Genomic DNA, 20,491 nt, shown 5'->3' on the forward strand with positions numbered 1-20,491 from the left:
CATGTGTGGCATCGCGGGCACTTACCGATGGCCGGACGGGAAGGCCGTGACCGACCGGCTCACCGACACCCTCGCCCACCGCGGTCCGGACGGGGCGGGCCGCTACAGCCACCCCGCCGGTGACGGCGAGGTGGAGCTCGGGCACCGTCGGCTCGCCATCATCGACCTGTCCGGGACCGGCGCCCAGCCGATGGTCTCCGGCGGCCTCGCCCTCACCTACAACGGCGAGCTGTACAACGCGCCCGAGCTGCGTGCCGAGTTGACGGCCGCCGGGGTGCGCTTCCGCGGTACCTCCGATACCGAGGTGGTGCTCGAGGCCTGGCGGCGCTGGGGCACGGACTGTCTGCCCCGGCTGCGCGGTATGTTCGCGTTCGGGATCTTCGACGAGCGAACCGGTGACCTGGTGCTCGTCCGCGACCAGCTCGGTATCAAGCCGCTGTTCCTGCTCCGGCGCGGCGAGGGTCTGGTGTTCGCCTCCGAGCTCAAGGCGCTCGCCGCGGTGACCGGCGGTTCGCTGGAGGTGGACCCCGGGGCGCTGGTGGCATCGCTGCTGTACTACTGGGTGCCGGACTCGCGCTGCGCGTTCCGGGAGGCGGAGAAGCTGCCGCCGGGGAGCTGGATCCGGTGCCGGCCGGACGGCCGGGTGGAGCGCGGCCGGTTCTGGAACCTGAAGGACGTCGCCGCCGAGGCCCGGGGGCGGGCGCTGGACGGCGAGCAACCGGACGTGGCCGCCGTCGTCGAGGAGTCGACCCGGCAGCACATGCTCTCCGACGTACCCGTGGCCACCTTCCTCTCCGGCGGTCTCGACTCCAGCTATCTGACCGCCCTGGCCGCCCGTCACCAGCCCGGGATCTCCGCCTACACGATCGGATTCCGCGCCGAGGACGCCAAGTTCGAGGCCATGCCGGACGATCTGCGCTACGCCCGGCAGGTGGCCGAGCGGTTCGGCGTCGATCTGCAGGAGATCGAGATCGCTCCGGACGTGCTCGACCTGCTGCCCCGGATGACGTACCACCTGGACGAGCCGATCGGTGACCCCGCCGCGATCAACACCTTCCTGATCTGCTCGGCGGCCCGGGAGGCAGGGGTCAAGGTGATGCTCTCGGGGATGGGCGCCGACGAGCTGTTCGCCGGTTACCGCAAGCACCTGGCCAACCTGCTGGCGCTGCGCTACCAGCGCGTTCCACGGCCGTTGCGGCGCGGTCTGTCCAGGGCCGTGGACCGGCTGCCGGTGGCGACGGCCCGCCGGGGGTACCGGTCGGTGCGGTTCGCCAAGCGGTTCCTCTCCTTCGCCGACCTGCCGGAGGAGACCGCGTTCCGGCGCAGCTACACCATGTACGACCAGGACGAGCTGCTCGCCCTGGTCGATCCGGACCTGGCCGGGACGGTCGACGACGTACTGGCCGAACACGCGGATGTCTACCGGGACAACGACCTCGACGACTTCGTCAACCGGATGTGCCTGGGCGACGCCCGGATGTTCCTGCCGGGCCTGAACCTCGCCTACACGGACCGGTCGAGCATGGCCGCGTCGACCGAGGTGCGGGTGCCGTACGTGGACGTCGAAGTGGTCAAGGCGGCGTTCGCGGTCCCCGGTGACCGCAAGATCGTCGGACGGCAGGGCAAGGCCGTCCTCAAGGAGGCGGCCACCTCGATCCTGCCCCGGGAGATCGTGTACCGGCCCAAGGGCCTGTTCAGCGCCCCGCTGCGGGCCTGGATGAGCCGGGATCTGGCACCGCTGGTACGCGAGGTGGTGAACGACGGTGTGCTCGTCAACTCCGGTTTCCTGCGCCGCGACGCGCTGGCGCGGATGGTCGCCGAGGACGCCGCCGGGCAGCGGGACTTCTCCAAACACCTCTGGCATGTGCTGACCCTCGAGTACTGGTACCGCGGCGCGACCTCCGGCTCCGGCCGGAGCACCCACTTGACGGCGTAGAACAACAGGAGTTCCGGTGAAACAGGTTGTACAGAACTACAAGAGTGGCGAGCTGGCGCTGCTCGACGTCCCGGTGCCGGGGTGCAAGCCGGACGGTGTGCTGGTCAGGACCGCCTTCTCGCTGATCTCCACCGGGACCGAGCTCATGAAGGTGTCCGAGGCCGGGATGTCGATGCTGGGCAAGGCCCGCTCCCGGCCGGACCAGGTGGCCAAGGTCATGCAGAGCGTGGCCACCAACGGGGTGCCCGCCACCTACCGCAAGGTGATGGGCAAGCTGGACTCCTACACACCGCTGGGCTACTCGCTGTGCGGGGTGGTCGAGCAGGTCGGCACCGGGATCGACGACGTGAAGGTCGGCGACCTGGTGGCCTGTGCCGGCAATGAACACGCGCTGCACGCCGAGCTGAACTGGGTGCCCAAGAACCTCTACACGCCGGTGCCGAACGGTCTCGCGCCACGGCACGCCGCCTTCGGCACCGTCGGGTCGATCGCGTTGCAGGGCGTGCGCCAGGGCGAGCCGCAGCTCGGCGAGGTGGCACTGGTCATCGGCCTCGGGCTGATCGGTCAGCTGGTGGTGCAACTCCTCGCCGCCGCCGGGGTCCGCGTCATCGGGGTCGACCCCGACCCGGCGCGCTGCGCACTCGCCGACCGGCTGGGCGCCGCGGCCTGCGGCGATCCCGCCTCCGCGGCCGTGGAGACGTCCGTCGCCGAACTCACCGGCGGCCACGGTGTGGACCAGGTGTATCTGGCCGCCGGTGGCGGCAGCAACCAGCCCGTCGAACTGGCCGCCCGGTTGAGCCGGGACCGCGGCCGGGTCGTCGACATCGGCAAATGCCGTCTGGACCTGCCGTGGAACGCGTACTACGAGAAGGAGCTCGACGTACGGTTCTCGCGCTCCTACGGCCCCGGGCGTTACGACCCGGAGTACGAGCTCGAGGGGCGTGACTACCCGATCGGCTATGTGCGCTGGACCGAGCGCCGCAACCTGGCGTGCTTCCTCGATCTCGCCGCCCGCGGCAGCGTCGATGTGGAGCCCCTGATCTCCCATATGGCCGATTTCGACGACGCCGTCGAGACGTACCAGCGCCTGAAGGACGGCGATCTGAAGGCCGTGGCCGTGCTGTTCCGCTATCCCACGCCCACGGAGGAAGTACGGGCCCCCGAGGTGGCCGTGCCCCAGGTGCGGCGCGGCGGCGCGGTGTCCGCCCCGGTCCGGATGGCCACGGACCCGGTGCGGCTGGCGTTCGTCGGCGCGGGGAACTACGCGTCGTCGATGCTGCTGCCGCACCTGGCACAGCGCGACGGCGTACATCTGTCGACGGTCGTCACCACGACGGCGCTGTCCGCGGCCAACGCCCAGCGGAAGTTCGGCTTCGCCGAGGCCACCACCGATCTCGACGCCGTGCTCGGTGACAGGTCCATCGACGCGGTGTTCGTGGTCACCCGGCACAGCTCACACGCCGAACTGGCCCGAAGGGCACTGCTGGCGGGGAAGGCAGTGTTCGTGGAGAAGCCGCTGGCGCTCACCGAGGACGAGCTGGCCGGTGTGCTCGCGGCGGTGGAGGAGTCCGGCAACGACCGGCTCCAGGTGGGCTTCAACCGCCGGTTCGCACCGCTGCTCCAGGAGGCCAGGAAGCGGTTCGGCGCCCGGACCGGTCCGGCGAGCCTCCGCTACCTGGTCAACGCGGGCCGCCTCGCGCACGGCAGCTGGTACCTCCAACAGGGCAGCGAGGGCTCACGCTTCGCGGGCGAGGGCGGACACTTCATCGACACGGCGAGCTGGCTGCTCGATGCCGATCCGGTCTCGGTGTACGCGACCGCCCCCTCCGGCAACGAGGACCTGCACATCGTGCTGCGCTACCCGGACGACTCCACCGCCACCATCAGCTACGTCACCACCGGTCCTTCGAGCTTCCCCAAGGAGACGCTGGACCTCGTCGCGGACGGCAAGGCGCTGCGGCTCGACGACTTCGTCCGTGCCTCGGTGTACGGCGGGAAGCGGTGGGTCAGTTCGCGGCTGCCCAAGGCCCGGGACAAGGGCCAGAACGCCGAACTGGCCGCGTTCATCAAGGCCGTGCGGACCGGCGGGCCGATGCCGGTGCCGCTTCAGTCGCTGGTCGCCACCACGGCGGCCACCCTCGCCGTAGAGACCGGTCTGGCCGGTGGCGCGCCGGTGACCCTGGCGAGGGCACTGTGACCATGAGCGCGGGCTGGTACGTACGGCGGCTCTCCCGGATGGGACCGCGGGAGGTCGGCGGCCGGGCGGGCGACGCGGTGCGCAGGCGGCTGTGGCGGTCGGCGCCGCCGCACTGCCCGGGCGTGACCGGCGCCCGGTTCACCGCGGTACTGCCCGCCGGGACGTGCGCCGCGGTGCCACCGGACGCCGCGAAACGTCTGATCGCCGAGGCGGACCGGTTGATGGCCGGGCACGCCGAGTACTTCGGGGTGGCCCGCGACGACCTGGCCGCCCCGGACTGGTGGTACGACCCGAAGACCGGGCGCCGGGCCCCGTGGGGCTACGCCTTCGATGTGCCGTACCGGAACGAGGACGTGGTCGGGGACATCAAGCAGATCTGGGAGCCGTCCCGGCACCAGTACCTCACCGTGCTCGCCGCCGCCTACGCGCTGACCGGGGACGAGCGGTACGCCGAGCGGGTGGCCGAGCATCTGCGGCGGTGGTGGGCGGCCAACGCGCCGCTGCGCGGAGTGCACTGGATCAGCGGTATCGAACTGGGCATCCGGCTGCTGTCCTGGGTGTGGATCCGCCGACTGCTCGACGGCTGGCCGGGCGCGGCCGCGTTGTTCGAGGACAACCCGGTGGCGCGGAACCAGATCTGGCACCACCAGCGCTGGCTGGCCGCCTTCCCCAGCCGGGGGTCCTCGGCCAACAACCACATCATCGCCGAGGCCGCCGGGCAGTCCGCCGCGGCCTGTGCGTTCGGCTGGTTCCCCTCCTCGGCGCGCTGGCGGGCCGACGCGCTGCGGTCGCTGGAGCGGCAGCTGCGGAGCAACACCTTCGGCTCCGGTCTCAACCGCGAGCTGGCCACCGAGTATCACGGACTGGTGCTGGAGCTCGGCCTGGCCGCGGTGGCCGAGGCGGATGCCGCACAGGTGCCGGTCCCCGCTTCGATCCGGCTGGTGCTGCTGCGGATGACCGACGCGCTCGCGGCCATCGTGGACAACCGGTTACGGCCGCCGCGCCAGGGGGACGCGGACGACGGACACGGTCTGATCGTGGACGGCGCCGGCACCGACCGCTGGGGCTCACTGCTGGCCACCGGGGACGCCGTGTTCGGCCGGCTTCCCTGGTGGCCGACGGTGACCGGAACCGATGTGCGCACTCCGCTGCTCGCCGCGCTCATCCGGCCGTATCCGGCGAAGGACGCCGCGCGGACCGTGTCCCGCCCGGCGAGCCGACCGGCCCACTTCGCCGACGCGGGGCTCACCATCCTCCGTGGCCCGGCCGGGATCTGGTGCCGCTGTGACGGTGGTCCGCACGGCTTCCTGTCCATCGCCGCGCATGCCCACGCGGACGCGCTGTCCGTGGAGGTCCGGCGGGACGGGGTCGATGTGCTCGCCGACCCGGGGACGTACTGCTACCACGGGCAGCCCGAGTGGCGGCAGTACTTCCGGTCCACCCTCGGCCACAACACCCTGCAACTGGACGGCGAGGACCAGTCCGTCTCCGGCGGCCCGTTCCTGTGGACCCGGCATGCCCGCAGCCGCGTCCTGGCCGCGGACACCTCCGGCGCCGCGGACGCCGGGACGGCCCGCTGGTGCGCCGAACACGACGGCTACCAGGGCTCCGTGCACCGCCGCCGGGTGGAGCTGACCGCCGAGAGCCAGGAGCTGACGGTGGTCGACGAGGTGCGCGGCCCGCGCCGGGCCGTACGTCTGGCGTTCCACCTCGGCCCGGCGATCGCCGCCGAGCTGGTGGGGAACCGGGCGGCGCTCACCTGGTCCCGGGACGGAGAGGACCGCTCCGCGGCGCTCGAGCTGCCCGGGCAGCTGTCCTGGCGGGCGCATCGCGGTGAGACCGACCCGCCGCTGGGCTGGTACTCCGCCGGATTCGGGCGCAAGGAACCCACCACCACGCTGGTCGGCACCGGCTTCGCCGACGGCACCGCGCTGTTGGGGGAGTTCACCACCGTACTCAGGTTCCACGGATAGGGAGGATGTGTGGGGATCAAGTGGCGGCACCGGGGGTTACCGGCGGCACCGCTGGCGCTGGCCCTGCTGGCGATGACCGGCTGTGACAGCACACCGGCCGCACGGCCACAGCCGACCGCCGCGCCGTCCACGTCCGTGGCCCGGGTGTGCGCCAAGCCCGCGGCCGGGCCGGCGAAGGCACCGGCGGGCGCGGTGACGGTCGACCCCGCGGTCGCCGGTGACCTGGCCGCGAAGACCAAGAGCAGCCCCGCGCACACCACGTTCTGGCTGCGACCGGGCAGGCACCGGCTCGATCCGGACCGCTACGCCCAGGTCATCCCCAAGGAGGGGAACCGCTACCTCGGCGCACCGGGCGCGGTGCTCGACGGCCGGAAGACCAACCAGTACGCGTTCGGCGGCACCGCCGGGGACATCACCATCCGCTCCCTGACCGTGCGGAATTTTGTCGCCCCGCATAACGAGGGCGTGGTCAACCATGACTCGGCCGACGGATGGGTGATCGAGCACACGACGATCGAGAACAACTCCGGTGCCGGGCTGATGGCCGGTGCCCGCCAGCGGGTCCGTGCCAGCTGTCTGCGCGACAACGGTCAGTACGGCATGAACGCGTACAAGGCCACCGGCCGTATCAGCGGTCTGGTGGTCGAGGGCAACGAGATCGTGGGCAACAACACCGGCGACTGGGAGCGGCGGCGGAAGGGCTGCGGCTGTACCGGAGGCATCAAGTTCTGGGCCGTCGACGGCGCCGACATACGCGGCAACTGGGTGCACGACAACCGTGGAACCGGGTTGTGGGCGGACACCAACAACAACGACTTCCGCATCGAGGACAATCTGATCGAGGCCAACGACGGTGCCGCGCTGATTTACGAGACCAGCTATAACGCGGTCATCCGGAAGAACACCATCCGGCGGAACAACTGGGCCGAGGGCCGCAAGGCGGCCGACCGCGGCGACAACTTCCCGTTCGGGACCGTCTATCTGTCCGAGTCCGGCGGTGAACCACGGATCCGAGCCCGTACGGACAAGATCGAGATCTATCGGAACGTACTGGAGAACAACTGGTCCGGGATCACCCTGTGGGAAAACGCCGACCGGTTCTGCAACAGCCCGGCAAACACCTCGTCCGGCGACTGCACCCTGCTGGTGAAGAAGACCCGCCGCTGCGCACGGCCGGCGATCGCCACCGCACCGCTCTACGCCGACTGCCGGTGGAAGACCCAGCGGGTGGACATCCACGGCAACCGCTTCGTACTGGACAAGTCCGTCGTCGAGTGCACGGCGAAATGCGACCGTATGGCGGTCCTCGCCAACTACGGCACCTATCCGGACTGGTCGCCCTACCAGGGCGAGCGGGTGGCCGAGGCGATCACCCGTGAGCAGCACAACCGCTGGCACGACAACGTCTATCTCGGACCGTGGAACTTCGTGGCCCACGACCCGAGCCGGGTGCTCGACTCCACGCAGTGGCAGGGCACGCCGTACCAGCAGGACGCGGGCAGCACCTTCCGTGCACCGGACGGTGGTTGAGATGAGCCCGGACCACACGGACCACACGGACCACGCGTCGAAGATGGTCGGGACGGCCTGGGGGCTGCTGATCCTCAACACGCTCGGCTCGGCGGGGGCGAAGACCATCGTCCCGCTGCCCCGCTCCCTCATCCAGATGGCCACCATGGGCGCACTGGTCGCCGCCTTCGCCCTGGCGCTCGCGGCCAATCTCCGGCTGCGCATCCGCGCCAGCGCCTTTCTGCTCCTGCTCACCCTGCTGCTGGTGCCGAGCATGATCTCCAGTGTGAGCGTGGCGTCCGGGCCCGGCGCGCTGTTCCGCTGCACCCGCCTCGCACTCTTCATCAGCACGCTGTGGCTGCTCAGCCGCTGGTGGGACGGCGGCCAGACATTCGTCCGGCACCACATCCGGATGTACTTCGTGGTGCTCGGGTCGGTGGCCGCGGGGCTGGTCATCTCACCGGGCGCGGCCATGCCGGAGCTCTACGGCGGGCGGCTGGTCGGCGCGTTGTGGCCGCTCACCCCGCCGCAGATCGGACAGTACGCCGCGGTGATCATCGGGCTCACCGTGCTGCTCGTCCTGGGGCGCCGGACCGACGGGGTCAGCGCGGCGGTGGTCATCGTGCCGTCCCTCGTCCTGCTCGCGCTGACCCATACCCGGACGGCCACGCTCGGCCTGTTCATCGGCCTCGCGCTGGCGATCGGCTCACTCATCCTGACCAGCGCCGCCGCACGCCGGTTCTTCACCTGGACGGTGCTGTGCGCCGTGGTGGCCGCGGTGGGGTTCGCCTCCGCGCTGCGGGCGTGGTTCCTGCGCGGACAGAGCCAGGAGAACTTCTCCAACCTCACCGGTCGGGCCAAGGTCTGGGACGCCCTGCTGGCGGCCCCCCGGTCGGCTTCGGAGCAGCTGTTCGGCATGGGCCTGGGCGACAAGTCGTTCGGCGGGCTGCCGATAGACAACAGCTGGCTGGCCGTCTACTCCGAGCAGGGTCTGACCGGTGTCGCCCTGGTGGCGGCGATCATCATCGTCCTCGGCGGTGTCGCGCTGCTGCGGCCGCCGTCGCTGTCGAGGGCCTGCGCGATCTTCCTGATCAGCTACTGCGCGATCGCGTCGTACACCGAGGCCGGTCTTGGTGACGCCTCGCCGTATCTGCTGCATCTGGCCGTGGCCGCCTCGCTGTTGGCGGTACCCGCCGCGGCAGCGCCCCGCACAGCGCGCGAACTTCCTCGACGACGTGTCCCGCGCTGGGCCCGGAGATCGGACGTGATCTGAGCATGCGCATCCTCGTGGTGCACAACCGCTACGCCTCGGCGCAGCCGAGCGGCGAGAACAAGGTCGTCGACCAGGAGGTGGAGCTGCTGCGCGCGGCCGGCCACCGGGTCGAGATGTTCGAGCGGCGCAGCGACGACATCGCCGCCCGCTCCCTGCTGAGCAAGGCCGCGGTACCGCTGCTGGTGCCATGGAACCCGGCGGTCCGTACGGAGCTCGCCACCCGTCTTCGCACCGAGCGGCCGGACGTGGTGCATATCCACAATGTCTTCCCGCTGCTGTCGCCCGCGGTCCTGGCGGCCTGTGCCGACGCCGGTGTGCCCGCCGTCGCCACACTGCACAACTACACCCAGATATGCCCGCCCGGCACACTCCAGCGGGACGGCCGGCCGTGCACCGCATGCGTCGGGTCCGCGCCGCTGCCCGCCGTCCGGCACGGCTGCTACCGGAACTCCCGGCTGGCGACGGTGCCGCTCGCGGTCAGTCTCTCGGTCAACCGGCGGCGGTGGTGGTCCGGTGTGGAGCGGTTCTTCTGTATCTCCGCGGCGCAGCGCGACGTCCTGGTGGGGGCGGGTATGCCGGCCGAGCGGCTGGCGGTGAAGCACAACTTCGTACCGGAGCCGGGCGCCCGCCGCACGGGCGACGGCGAGCATCTGCTCTATCTCGGCCGACTCGCGGAGGCCAAGGGCGTACGGCTGCTCATGGCCGCGTGGGAGGCGCTCGCCGCGGACGGCGGTGTGGGCGTGCCGCTCGTGATCGCGGGCGCGGGGCCACTGGAGCCAGCGGTGACCGCCTGGGCGGCGGGCCGGGCCGATGTGCGCTACGTCGGCCTGTACGACGTGGCGGAGTGCCGCGAGGCCATCGCGCGGTCGGTCGCCGTAGTGGCTCCCTCGACATGGCTCGAGGCGTTCGGCCTGGTGGTCGTGGAGGCGATGGCGGCCGGGGTGCCGACCGTCGCCGCCGGTCATGGCGCCTTCGTCGAGCTCGTCGAGGACGGGGTGACCGGACTGCTGCACCGGCCGGGCGAGGTTGCCTCGCTCGCGTCCCGCATACGCCGGATCGCGGTCGAGCAGGACCGCAACCGGGAGATGGGCCGGGCGGCCCGGCGCCGTTACGAGCAGGGGTTCAGCCCGGCCGTCGGCCTGGAGCGCCTGGTGGAGGGGTACCGCACCGCGATCGCGGGGCGGTCCGGCGAGGCGGGGACAGCCCGCCGCCGGTAGCGAACAACAGCACTGACTCGTGGCGGGGACACCCGCGCGAGCAGGGGGGATGGGGACAGTAGATGACACGATGCCGACTCTGCGGCTCGGAAGCGATGGCCAGCGTCGTCGATCTGGGGGCGACGCCGCCGTGTGAGAGCTTTCTCGCCGCGGATCAACTGGACAGGCCGGAGCCGACGTACCCGCTGCACCTGCGGGTCTGCGCCGAGTGCTGGCTCGCGCAGATCCCGCCGCTGATCACACCGGAGGAGACCTTCAAGGAGTACGCGTACTTCTCCTCGTACTCGACCTCCTGGGTGGAGCACGCGCGCACCTTCGTCGCCGACGCCGTACGGCGGCTGGATCTCGGCTCCGACGCCTTCGTGGTCGAGGTCGCGAGCAACGACGGCTACTTGCTGAGGCACCTGGTGGACCGGGGGATCCGCTGTCTCGGCATCGAGCCGTCGGTGAACGTCGGCGCCGCGGCGCGGGACGCGGGTGTGCCCACGCTCACGGAGTTCCTGGACCCGGCCACCGGCTCGGCCGTCCGCGCCGAACACGGCCCGGCGGACCTGGTCGTGGCCAACAACGTGTACGCGCATATCCCCGATGTGGTCGGGTTCACCGAGGGGCTGCGCGCCCTGGTCGCCGACGACGGCTGGGTCTCCATCGAGGTGCAGCATCTGCTGACCCTGATCGAGGAGAACCAGTACGACACGATCTACCACGAGCACTTCCAGTACTACACGGTCGCCTCCGCGATCCGGGCCCTCGCGAGTGGCGGACTCGCCCTCGTGGACGTCGAGTTGCTCCCCACGCACGGCGGCTCCATCCGGCTGTGGGCACGCCCCGCCGAAGTGGCCGGTGAGCCGTCGGAGCGGGTGACCGAGGTGCTGGACCGGGAGAAGGCCGCCGGGCTCCAGGAGCTCTCCGGGTACACCGAGTTCTCCGCCCGGGTGGCCAAGGTGCGCCGGGAGCTGCTGCGGTTCCTCATCGAGGCGGCCGACCGCGGCGAGACCGTCGTCGGCTACGGCGCCCCGGGCAAGGGCAACACCCTGCTCAACCACTGCGGCATCCGGCCCGACCTGCTCGCGTACACGGTCGACCGCAACCCCTACAAGCACGGCAGGTTCACCCCGGGCACCCGGGTCCCGATCCTGCCGCCCGAGCGGATAGCCGCCGACAAGCCCGACTACGTCCTCGTCCTCCCGTGGAACCTGCGGGACGAGCTGATCGAGCAACTGTCCTTCGTCCACGCCTGGGGCGGCCGACTGGTCTTCCCCATCCCGGAACTGAGCATTGTCGAGGTAAAGCCATGAAGGTCGTCCTGTTCTGCGGCGGTTACGGGATGCGGATGCGCAGCGGAGCCGCCGACGATGTGCCCAAGCCGATGGCGATGGTCGGCCCGCGGCCGCTGATCTGGCATGTCATGCGCTACTACGCGCACTTCGGGCACACGGAGTTCATCCTGTGTCTCGGGTACGGGGCGCACCACATCAAGGACTTCTTCCTCCACTACGAGGAGACGACGTCCAACGACTTCGTACTGCGTGGCGGCCGGACCGAGCTGCTGTCCACCGATATAGCCGACTGGACGATCACCTTCGCGCAGACCGGCATCGAGTCCCCGATCGGCGAGCGGCTGCGCCGGGTGCGGCACCACCTGGACGGCGACGAGATGTTCCTCGCCAACTACGCCGATGTGCTCACCGACGCCCCGCTGCCGGAGATGATCGACCGGTTCGCCGGGCGCGACGCGGGGGCGTCGATGATGGTGGTGCCGCCGCAGTCGTCGTTCCACTGTGTGGACCTGGCCGAGGACGGCCTGGTGGGGGGCATCACCGCGGTGAGCGATATGCCGCTGTGGGAGAACGGCGGCTACTTCGTACTCCGCCAGGAGGTCTTCGACCACATCCCGGAGAACGGGGATCTGGTCGCCGACGGCTGCGCCCAACTGGCCAAGCGCGGCCGCCTGGTGGCGCACCAGCACCGCGGCTTCTGGAAGCCGACCGACACCGTGAAGGAGCGGGCCGCGCTCGACGACGCCTACGCCCGGGGCGACCGGCCGTGGGCCGTATGGGAGCGGGACGGCGCGGGGGTCGGCGCATGATCCGGCTCGGGGCCGGGCCCCTGGAACGGATCGTCGCGGTGGGCGCGCACTGCGACGACATCGCCATCGGCGCCGGTGGCACGCTGCTGACGCTGTGCCGCGCACGGCCGGGTATCCGCGTCGACGCGCTGGTGCTCTCCGGCGGTGGCGGCGAGCGGGAGCAGGAGGAGCGGGCCGCGCTCGCCGCCTTCTGTCCGGCTGCCGAACTGCGGCTGACCGTACTCAAGTTGCCGGACGGCCGGATGCCCGCACACTGGGAGGAGGCCAAGGCCGCGGTCGAGGAGCTGCGCGAGCGGACCGACCCGGATCTGGTGCTCGCGCCGCGTACCGATGACGCGCACCAGGACCACCGCGGTCTGGCGCGGCTGCTGCCCACTGCGTTCCGCGACCACCTGGTGTTCGGCTACGAGATCGTCAAGTGGGACGGCGATCTCGGCCGTATGGGGGTGTACCAGCCGCTGGCACCGGAGATCGCCGAACAGAAGGTGCGGCTGTTGCAGGAGCACTACCCCTCGCAGCGGCACCGGCCCTGGTACGACCGCGAGGCCTTCCTCGGTCTCGCACGGATCCGCGGCATCGAATGCCATGCGCGCTACGCCGAGGCGTTCGCCGTCACCAAACTCACTCTCGACCTGGGGGAATGAACCTTGCGCGTACTGCTGACGGGACATCAGGGCTACTTGGGCACCGTGATGGCCCCGGTGCTCGCGGCCGCCGGGCACGAGGTCGTCGGCCTTGACTCCGGCCTGTTCGCCGACTGTGTGCTGGGCCCGCCGCCCGCGGACCCGCCGGGGCCCCGGGTGGACCTGCGCGACGTCACCGCCGAACACGTGGCCGGGGTGGACGCCGTGATCCACCTGGCCGCCCTGTCCAACGACCCGCTGGGATCGCTGGCGCCGGAGCTCACCTACGACATCAACCACCACGCTTCCGTACGGCTGGCCCGCCTCGCCCGCGACGCCGGAGTGCGGCGCTTCCTGTACGCGTCGACGTGCTCGGTCTACGGCGCCGCCGGCGGGGGCGACCTGGTCGGTGAGGACGCCCCGCTGCGCCCGGTGACGCCGTACGCGGAGTCCAAGGTGCGGGTGGAGGACGATCTGCACGCGTTGGCCGACGGTGACTTCAGCCCGGTGTTCATGCGCAACGCCACCGCCTTCGGCTACTCGCCCCGGCTGCGCGCCGACATCGTGCTGAACAACCTGGTGGGCCACGCGCTGCTGTCCGGTGAGGTGCTGGTGATGTCCGACGGCACCCCGTGGCGCCCGCTGGTGCACGCCGCCGATATCGCACGGGCCTTCACGGCAGCGCTCACCGCGCCACGGGAAGCCGTGCACGACCGGGCGTTCAACATCGGCAGCGAGACCAACAACGTCACGGTCGCCGAGATCGCCGAGCAGGTGGCCGACGCGGTGTCCGGCGCCAAGGTGGTGATCACCGGGGAGACCGGCGCCGATCCGCGGTCCTACCGGGTGGACTTCTCCCGCTTCCGTACCGCGATACCCGGCTTCGACTGCGCGTGGACGGTGAAACGGGGTGCACTCGAACTCGCCGACGCCTACCGGGAATTCGGGCTGACCCGGGAGGACTTCGAGCAGCGTTTCACCCGGCTCGCCGTGCTGCGCGCGGCGTCCGACACCGGCGCCGTCGACAACACCCTGCGGTGGCGCCGGTGACAGCGGTCGGCGAAGAGATGCACGCCCTGGTGGAGCGGTTGTATCCGCTGTGCCGGAGCATCACCGGCGACGGGGTGCGCGCCACCCTGGACATCGTCGGCGAGTACCTCCCGCTCCAGGTGTACGAGGTGCCGACCGGGACGCAGGTGCTCGACTGGACGGTGCCACAGGAGTGGAACATCCGGGACGCGTATATCGCCGACTCCACCGGCCACCGGGTCGTCGACTTCGCCGCCTCCAGCCTGCATGTGCTCGGCTACAGCGTGCCGGTGTCGAGGACCATGCCGCTGGCCGAACTGCGCGAACACCTGCACACCCTGCCGGACCACCCGAGTTGGGTGCCCTACCGCACCAGCTACTACCAGCCGGAATGGGGGTTCTGCCTGGCCCAGGAGACCTTGGACGCGCTGCCGGACGGCGAGTACGAGGTACGCGTCGACTCCACGCTCGCCGACGGCCACCTCACCTTCGCCGAGCATGTGATCCCGGGGCAGGTCTCCGACGAGGTGATCGTCTCCTGCCATGTCTGCCACCCGTCCCTGGCCAACGACAACCTGGCGGGCATCGCGGTGGCGACGTTCCTGGCCCGGGCGCTGGCGCGGGAGACTCCGTACTACACCTACCGGTTCATCTACGCGCCCGGCACCATCGGGGCGATCACCTGGCTGGCCCGCAACGCGGAGCGGATCGACCGGGTCAAGCACGGGCTGGTGCTGGCCTGCGCCGGGGACACGGGCCAACTGACGTACAAACAGAGCAGGCGCGGCGACGCGGAGATCGACCGGGTGCTGCGGCATGTGCTGGACGCCTCCCAACGCCCGCACCGTGTCACCGAGTTCACTCCGTACGGGTACGACGAGCGGCAGTACTGCTCCCCCGGGTTCGACCTCGGCGTGGGCTCGCTCAGCCGGACCCCGTACGCCGGGTACCCCGAGTACCACACCTCGGCGGACAACCCGGACTTCGTCTCCCCGGAGGCGATGGCGGACACGCTCGCCGTCTGCCGCGAGGCATTCGCCGTGCTGGACCGCAACCGGCGGTACGTCAACCTCAGCCCCTACGGCGAACCACAGCTGGGCCGACGCGGGTTGTACGACTCGCTCGGCGGCCGCAGCGACGCGGTCCAGGCCCAGATGGCCATGCTGTGGGTGCTCAGCCTCGCCGACGGCGCGCACGGTCTGCTGGACGTCGCCGAGCGGTCCGGGCTGCCGTTCGACACCGTCGCCGCCGCGGCCGACGCCCTGCACGGCGCCGGGCTGATCAAGGCATGACACCGATGACCACCGAGGGGGAGAATCCGCGGAAAACGGCGCCGGCGGCCGGCTCCGCCCGGCGGGCGCTCGTCGGCCGACTGTCCTGGGGACTGGCCGACCAGGCGGCCTCCAGCGTGAGCAACTTCGTGGTGGGCGTCTATGTGGCCCGCTCGCTGGGGGTGACCGCGTTCGGCGTGTTCAGCCTCGCCTGGGTGACCTACGGCGTGGTGCTCAACATCTCCCGCGGGCTGGCCACCGATCCGCTCGTGGTGCGCTTCAGCGGTGTGCCGGACGCGTCCTGGCGGGGGGCGGTGGCCCGGTCGACGGGGACCGCACTCGGCGTCGGTACGGCCATCGGCGCGGTGTGCCTGGTGGCCGGGCTCGGCGTCGGCGGCCGTGTGAGGCTCGCCTTCGCCGCCCTGGGTGTCATGTTGCCGGGGCTGCTGCTCCAGGACGCCTGGCGGTTCTCCTTCTTCGCCGCCGGCACCGGGCGGAAGGCGTTCGTCAACGACGTCGTATGGGGTGTCGCCCTCGTCCCGGCCATGGTGGTGGCGGCCCGTGTGGGCAGCGTGGCCGCGTTTCTGCTCGCCTGGGGCGCGTCCGCCACGGTGGCGGCCGGGTACGGCTGCCTCCAGTCCGGCATCCGGCCCCGGATGACCGAAGCGCGCGGGTGGCTCCGCGAACAGCGCGATCTCGGCTACCGGTACCTGGTCGAGAACGTCAGCCTCAGTGGCGCGAGCCAGCTGCGGGCATACGGGCTCGGCGCGATCGTCGGGGTCGGCGCGGTGGGTGCGGTGCGGGGCGCCGAGCTGCTGCTGGGCCCCTTCCTGGCGGTGCTCATGGGGCTTTCGCTGGTCACCGTCCCGGAGGCGGCGCGGGTGCTGCGGCAGGCCCCGCACCGGCTCTCCACGTTCTGCCTCCTGCTGGGCGGGGGGCAGGCCGCCGGCGCGCTGCTCTGGGGCTCCGCGCTGCTGCTGATGCCCGGCCGACTCGGCGAGCTCGTTCTCGGCGGCGTCTGGCACTCCGCCTCGGAGCTCATCATGCCGGTCACCCTCGGCGTCGCGGGCGCGGGCCTCGGCACCGGGGCGGCGGCCGGGCTGCGCGCGCTCGGCGCGGCCCGGCGCAGCCTGCGCTGCCAGCTGTTCGCCTCCGCCTGCTACGTCGGCGGCGGGCTCGGCGGGGCGGCCGTGGCCGGCACGGTCGGCTCGGCCTGGGGCGTCGCCACCGCGACCGTCTGCGGCTCGGCCGTGTGGTGGCTGCAACTGCGGTCCGCCCCGCGCGAGCGCCACCAGAACCCCATCCCCGAAGTGAGGACGTCATGACCGCCCAACCCCGGCTGAGCATCGGCCTGCCCGTGTACAACGGCGAGGAGTACCTGGCCGAATCGCTCGACGCCCTGATCGGCCAGACCTACGAGGACTTCGAGCTGGTCATCTCCGACAACGCCTCGACCGACGGGACCCAGGACATCTGCCGCCGGTACGCCGCGCGGGACTCGCGTATCCGGTACCTCCGGCTGCCGCGGAACATCGGCGCCGCGCCGAACCACAACCACGTGTTCACCGAGTGCCGCGGCGAGCTCTTCAAGTGGGCCTCGCATGACGACCTGTACGCCCGGGACCTGCTGCGGCGCTGCGTGGAGGCGCTGGACGAGCGGCCGGACGTGATCCTCGCCCACTCCGGCCAGGCGGTCATCGACGGCGACGGCCGGGTGAAGGTCCCGTACGAGTACGGGCTCGCCACCGACTCGCCGCACGCGCCGGAGCGCTTCCGCAGTCTGCTGTTCGAGCCCGGAGGCGACGACTTCTACGGGGTGATGCGGGCCGATGTGCTGCGCCGGGTGAAGCCACACGACAGCTACCACCACGCGGACCGTACGTTCGTCGCCGAGATCACCCTGCACGGGCCCTTCCACCAGGTGCCGGAGCTGCTGTACTTCCGCCGCGACCACCCCACCCGCGCCGAGCGGGCCAACCCTTCCAAGCGCTCCCGGTGCGTCAACCTGGACCCGCGCCGGGCGGGCCCGCTGCACCCGACGCCCCGGCTGCTCGCCGAGTACGTCTGGGGTTTCGCCTCGGCGATCCGGCGGGCACCGCTGTCACCCGACGACCGGCGCGCGTGCTACCGCCACCTGGCCTCATGGATGACCAGCCGGGTCCGGCCGGGCGCGGGCGAGCGGGTCGAGGACCGCGCGCCGGTCGCCCCGGGCCGACTCACCGTCTCCGTCGACGCCCTTGTCGCGGGCCGTGAGGGGAGGCAGGCGTGACGCCTGTGCGGGTCGGGGTGTTCGGCCTGCTCGGCTCCGGCAACCTCGGCAACGACGGCTCCCTCGAGGCCGTGCTCGGCTACCTCCGCGCGCGCCACCCGGAGGCGGCCGTGGACGCGCTGTGCGGCGGACCCGAGACCGTGACGGCCCGGTTCGGGATCCCCGCGACGCGGCTGCACTGGTACCGCGGCGAGTACCGCACCGCGTCACGTGCGGGCGCCATCGCGGGAAAGGGCCTGGGCAAACTCGTCGATGTCTTCCGCACCGCCTCCTGGGTGCGGCGGCACGACGTGGTGATCGTCCCCGGCATGGGCGTCCTGGAGGCCACACTGCCGCTGCGGCCATGGGGCTTCCCGTACTCGCTGCTCCTGCTCTGCGCGAGCGGCCGACTGCTGCGCACCCGGGTCGCGCTGGTCGGCGTCGGCGCCGCCCCGATCGGCAACCGGCCGACCCGCGCACTGGTGCGCTGGTCGGCGCGGCTGGCCACCTACCGGTCGTACCGGGACACTCAGTCCCGCGACGCGATGCGGGAGATGGGCGTGGACACCGCGCGCGACGAGGTCCATCCGGACCTCGCCTTCGCCCTGCCGACGCCACCGGTGAACGGACCCGACAAGCTCTCCGTCCCGCCGGGCCACGTCTGCGTCGGCGTCATGGCCTTCCACGGCGGCGACGACGACCGCGCCCGGGCCGAGGAGATCCACCGGCGCTATCTCGACGGGACGACCCGTTTCGTCCGCGCGCTGGTGGCGGACGGCAGGCGGGTCCGGTTGCTCACCGGCGACCGATGCGACGCGCCGGTGGTCGCCGCGATCCTCGACGCGGTGGACTCGCCGCTGGTCACCGCGGCCGAAGTCGCCTCGCTGGCCGACCTGATGACGGAGATGGCGGCCGCCGACAGCGTGGTGGCGACCCGGTACCACAATCTGATCTGCGCGCTGAAGGTCGGCACGCCGACGCTCGCACTCAGCTATGCGGCGAAGAGCGACGCGCTCATGGACCGGATGGGCCTCGCCACGTACTGCCACCCCGCCCGCGAGGTCGACGCCGACCGGCTGCTCGACCAGTTCCGGGCGCTGGAGAAGCACTCGGCGGAGCTGCGGCAGACCCTCGCCGAGCGGAACGTGACCGCCGCGCGACACCTTGAGCACCACTTCACCGCCTTGACCACGGCCCTCTTCCCGACGGCCGACCATGCCCACACCTCGCGGAAGGCCCCATGAAAGCGACCGAAGTCCCGGAGATCACCGGTGCGTACCTCTTCGAACCGACGCCGTACGCCGATGAGCGCGGCTTCTTCTGCCGCACCTTCGACGCCGATGTGGTCCGCGCGGTGGGCCTCGACCCGGACGCCTTCGTCCAGGACGGCCTGTCCCGTTCGGTCCGGGGCGTGCTGCGCGGCCTTCATCTGCGCTCCGGCGAGGGCGAGGCCAAGCTGGTGCGGTGCTCGTACGGGAGGGTCTTCGACGTCGTCGTGGACCTGCGGACGGACTCGCCGACCTACCGCAACGTGGCCACCTTCGAGCTGTCCGGCGAGACGCAGATGACGCTGTACATCCCGGCGGGGTGCGCACACGGTTTCCAGGCGCTGACCGAAACCGCCGACACCTCGTACCGGATCGACCGCCCGCACGATCCGGCCGAGGACGTGACGATCGCCTTCGACGACCCGGAGCTCGCCATTCCGTGGCCACTGCCGGTCACCTCGATGTCCCGGCGGGACCGGGAGGCGCCAAGCCTCGCCGAGGCCCTGAAGCAAACGGAAGGGTGAAGTGAACGTGGACACCGAGGAGTTCTCGCTGCCGCGGTCACATGCGGCGAACGAACGGCTGCACGCCCTGGTCCCCGGCGGCGCGCACACCTACGCCAAGGGTGACGACCAGTACCCGGAGAACCTGGCCCCGGTCATCAGCCATGGCCGGGGCGCCCATGTGTGGGACATCGACGGCAACCGCTATCTCGAGTACGGCTCCGGCCTGCGGTCGGTCAGCCTCGGCCACGCCCACCCACGCGTGATCGAGGCGGTGCGGCGCGAGCTCGACCGCGGCAGCAACTTCGTCCGGCCGTCCATCGTGGAGGTCGAAGCCGCGGAACGCTTCCTGGCCACGGTGCCGACCGCCGAGATGGTGAAGTTCGCGAAGAACGGCTCCGACGCCACCACCGCCGCGGTGCGCCTCGCCCGCGCCGCCACCGGGCGGGCGCGGGTGGCCCTCTGCGCCGACCATCCGTTCTTCTCCGTCGACGACTGGTTCATCGGCACCACACCGATGTCCGCAGGTGTTCCGGCGGCGACCAACGCGCTCACCGTGGCGTTCCCTTACGGGGACCTGGCCGCCACGGAGGAGCTGCTCACCCGGTACCAGGACGAGGTCGCCTGCCTGATCCTGGAACCCGCCACCCACACCGAGCCGCCGCCCGGATACCTCACCGGTCTGCGTGAGCTGGCCGACCGGCACGGCTGCGTACTGATCTTCGATGAGATGATCACCGGCTTCCGCTGGTCCGAGGCGGGCGCCCAGGGCCTGTACGGCGTCGTCCCCGACCTCTCCACGTTCGGCAAGGCGCTGGGCAACGGATTCGCCGTCTCGGCGCTGGCCGGGCGGCGCGAGCTGATGGAGCGGGGCGGGCTGCGTCACCCAGGCGACCGGGTGTTCCTGCTGTCCACCACGCACGGTGCGGAAACGCACTCCCTGGCAGCCGCGATGGCCGTGCAGACCACCTACGTGGAGGAGGGCGTCACCGCGCGGCTGCACACCCTCGGCGAGCGGTTGGCCGCCGGTGTCCGCGAGGCCGCCGCGAGCATGGGCGTCGGCGACCACATCGCCGTCCGGGGCCGGGCCAGCAATCTGGTGTTCGCGACTCTCGACCAGAACCTGCGGCCGTCGCAGGAGTACCGCACCCTGTTCCTGCGCCAACTCCTCGCGGGCGGCATCCTTGCGCCGTCGTTCGTGGTGAGCAGCGCGCTCGACGACGCCGACATCGATCACACCGTCGACGTGGTGGCCCAGGCGTGTGCGGTGTACCGGAAGGCGCTGGACGCCGGTGACCCCACGCCGTGGCTGGCAGGACGACCGGTGAAGCCGGTGTTCCGCCGCCTGGTGTGAG

The 20,491-nt window shown here is 71.4% G+C and carries 15 protein-coding genes and 1 pseudogene; all 16 read left to right on the plus strand.

The window, feature by feature from the left end; all coding sequences use genetic code 11:
- Window position 1 precedes the first annotated feature (1 nt).
- The 16 genes and pseudogenes from asnB to AB0C66_RS14800 all read left to right on the plus strand — a co-directional run bounded on the left by asnB (window position 2) and on the right by AB0C66_RS14800 (window position 20,490).
- Window positions 2–1,936 (plus strand): asparagine synthase (glutamine-hydrolyzing), encoded by a 1,935-nt coding sequence (asnB, locus tag AB0C66_RS14725; RefSeq protein ID WP_362437222.1) that lies wholly within the window; start codon window positions 2–4, stop codon window positions 1,934–1,936.
- Between the two features lie 16 nt (window positions 1,937–1,952).
- Window positions 1,953–4,133, plus strand: a complete 2,181-nt coding sequence (locus AB0C66_RS14730; RefSeq protein ID WP_362437224.1) for a bi-domain-containing oxidoreductase — start codon at window positions 1,953–1,955, stop codon at window positions 4,131–4,133.
- A gap of 2 nt (window positions 4,134–4,135) precedes the next feature.
- Entirely contained in the window at window positions 4,136–6,106 is a 1,971-nt protein-coding gene (locus AB0C66_RS14735; RefSeq protein WP_362437226.1) for an alginate lyase family protein, read from the plus strand.
- A gap of 9 nt (window positions 6,107–6,115) precedes the next feature.
- Window positions 6,116–7,636 carry a right-handed parallel beta-helix repeat-containing protein gene (locus AB0C66_RS14740; protein ID WP_362437228.1) on the plus strand — a complete coding sequence of 507 codons (1,521 nt, stop codon included), beginning with the start codon at window positions 6,116–6,118 and terminating at the stop codon, window positions 7,634–7,636.
- Between the two features lies 1 nt (window position 7,637).
- Window positions 7,638–8,888, plus strand: a complete 1,251-nt coding sequence (locus AB0C66_RS14745) for an O-antigen ligase domain-containing protein (RefSeq protein WP_362437230.1) — start codon at window positions 7,638–7,640, stop codon at window positions 8,886–8,888.
- A gap of 2 nt (window positions 8,889–8,890) precedes the next feature.
- Window positions 8,891–10,171: pseudogene (locus tag AB0C66_RS14750) on the plus strand (glycosyltransferase).
- Window positions 10,168–11,403: a class I SAM-dependent methyltransferase gene (locus AB0C66_RS14755; protein WP_362437232.1), complete on the plus strand. Its 1,236-nt coding sequence runs from the start codon at window positions 10,168–10,170 to the stop codon at window positions 11,401–11,403. The pseudogene AB0C66_RS14750 and the gene AB0C66_RS14755 overlap by 4 nt, the downstream one beginning before the upstream one ends.
- Entirely contained in the window at window positions 11,400–12,194 is a 795-nt protein-coding gene (locus AB0C66_RS14760) for a glucose-1-phosphate cytidylyltransferase (protein ID WP_362437234.1), read from the plus strand. Before AB0C66_RS14755 ends, AB0C66_RS14760 begins: the two co-directional genes overlap by 4 nt.
- Window positions 12,191–12,838: a PIG-L family deacetylase gene (locus AB0C66_RS14765; protein ID WP_362437235.1), complete on the plus strand. Its 648-nt coding sequence runs from the start codon at window positions 12,191–12,193 to the stop codon at window positions 12,836–12,838. Before AB0C66_RS14760 ends, AB0C66_RS14765 begins: the two co-directional genes overlap by 4 nt.
- A 3-nt stretch (window positions 12,839–12,841) precedes the next feature.
- Entirely contained in the window at window positions 12,842–13,867 is a 1,026-nt protein-coding gene (locus AB0C66_RS14770; protein WP_362437237.1) for an SDR family oxidoreductase, read from the plus strand.
- On the plus strand, window positions 13,855–15,138 hold the full coding sequence (locus AB0C66_RS14775; RefSeq protein WP_362437239.1) for a DUF4910 domain-containing protein: 1,284 nt from the start codon (window positions 13,855–13,857) through the stop codon (window positions 15,136–15,138). The genes AB0C66_RS14770 and AB0C66_RS14775 overlap by 13 nt, the downstream gene beginning before the upstream one ends.
- The gene (locus AB0C66_RS14780) at window positions 15,135–16,442 is read left to right on the plus strand and encodes a hypothetical protein (protein WP_362437241.1); all 1,308 of its coding nucleotides are present in this window, start codon (window positions 15,135–15,137) and stop codon (window positions 16,440–16,442) included. The genes AB0C66_RS14775 and AB0C66_RS14780 overlap by 4 nt, the downstream gene beginning before the upstream one ends.
- Entirely contained in the window at window positions 16,439–17,386 is a 948-nt protein-coding gene (locus AB0C66_RS14785; RefSeq protein WP_362437243.1) for a glycosyltransferase family 2 protein, read from the plus strand. The genes AB0C66_RS14780 and AB0C66_RS14785 overlap by 4 nt, the downstream gene beginning before the upstream one ends.
- Window positions 17,383–18,609: a polysaccharide pyruvyl transferase family protein gene (locus tag AB0C66_RS14790; protein WP_362437245.1), complete on the plus strand. Its 1,227-nt coding sequence runs from the start codon at window positions 17,383–17,385 to the stop codon at window positions 18,607–18,609. Before AB0C66_RS14785 ends, AB0C66_RS14790 begins: the two co-directional genes overlap by 4 nt.
- Entirely contained in the window at window positions 18,606–19,157 is a 552-nt protein-coding gene (gene rfbC, locus AB0C66_RS14795; RefSeq protein WP_362437247.1) for a dTDP-4-dehydrorhamnose 3,5-epimerase, read from the plus strand. The genes AB0C66_RS14790 and rfbC overlap by 4 nt, the downstream gene beginning before the upstream one ends.
- Window positions 19,158–19,164: 7 nt before the next feature.
- Window positions 19,165–20,490, plus strand: coding sequence for a glutamate-1-semialdehyde 2,1-aminomutase (locus AB0C66_RS14800; RefSeq protein WP_362437391.1), 1,326 nt, complete (start codon window positions 19,165–19,167; stop codon window positions 20,488–20,490).
- Window position 20,491 lies beyond the last annotated feature (1 nt).

Origin of the sequence: Streptomyces sp. NPDC048636, assembly GCF_040650655.1 — a bacterium.
In the GTDB taxonomy this organism is placed as follows: Bacteria; Actinomycetota; Actinomycetes; order Streptomycetales; family Streptomycetaceae; genus Streptomyces.

Excerpts from the sequence above, each read along its gene's own strand:
- asnB (WP_362437222.1), top strand. The coding sequence starts at position 2 with ATGTGTGGCATCGCGGGCACTTACCGATGGCCGGACGGGAAGGCCGTG.
- AB0C66_RS14735 (WP_362437226.1), top strand. The coding sequence starts at position 4,136 with ATGAGCGCGGGCTGGTACGTACGGCGGCTCTCCCGGATGGGACCGCGG.
- AB0C66_RS14745 (WP_362437230.1), top strand. The coding sequence starts at position 7,638 with ATGAGCCCGGACCACACGGACCACACGGACCACGCGTCGAAGATGGTC.
- AB0C66_RS14755 (WP_362437232.1), top strand. The coding sequence starts at position 10,168 with ATGACACGATGCCGACTCTGCGGCTCGGAAGCGATGGCCAGCGTCGTC.
- AB0C66_RS14760 (WP_362437234.1), top strand. The coding sequence starts at position 11,400 with ATGAAGGTCGTCCTGTTCTGCGGCGGTTACGGGATGCGGATGCGCAGC.
- AB0C66_RS14765 (WP_362437235.1), top strand. The coding sequence starts at position 12,191 with ATGATCCGGCTCGGGGCCGGGCCCCTGGAACGGATCGTCGCGGTGGGC.
- AB0C66_RS14780 (WP_362437241.1), top strand. The coding sequence starts at position 15,135 with ATGACACCGATGACCACCGAGGGGGAGAATCCGCGGAAAACGGCGCCG.
- AB0C66_RS14785 (WP_362437243.1), top strand. The coding sequence starts at position 16,439 with ATGACCGCCCAACCCCGGCTGAGCATCGGCCTGCCCGTGTACAACGGC.
- rfbC (WP_362437247.1), top strand. The coding sequence starts at position 18,606 with ATGAAAGCGACCGAAGTCCCGGAGATCACCGGTGCGTACCTCTTCGAA.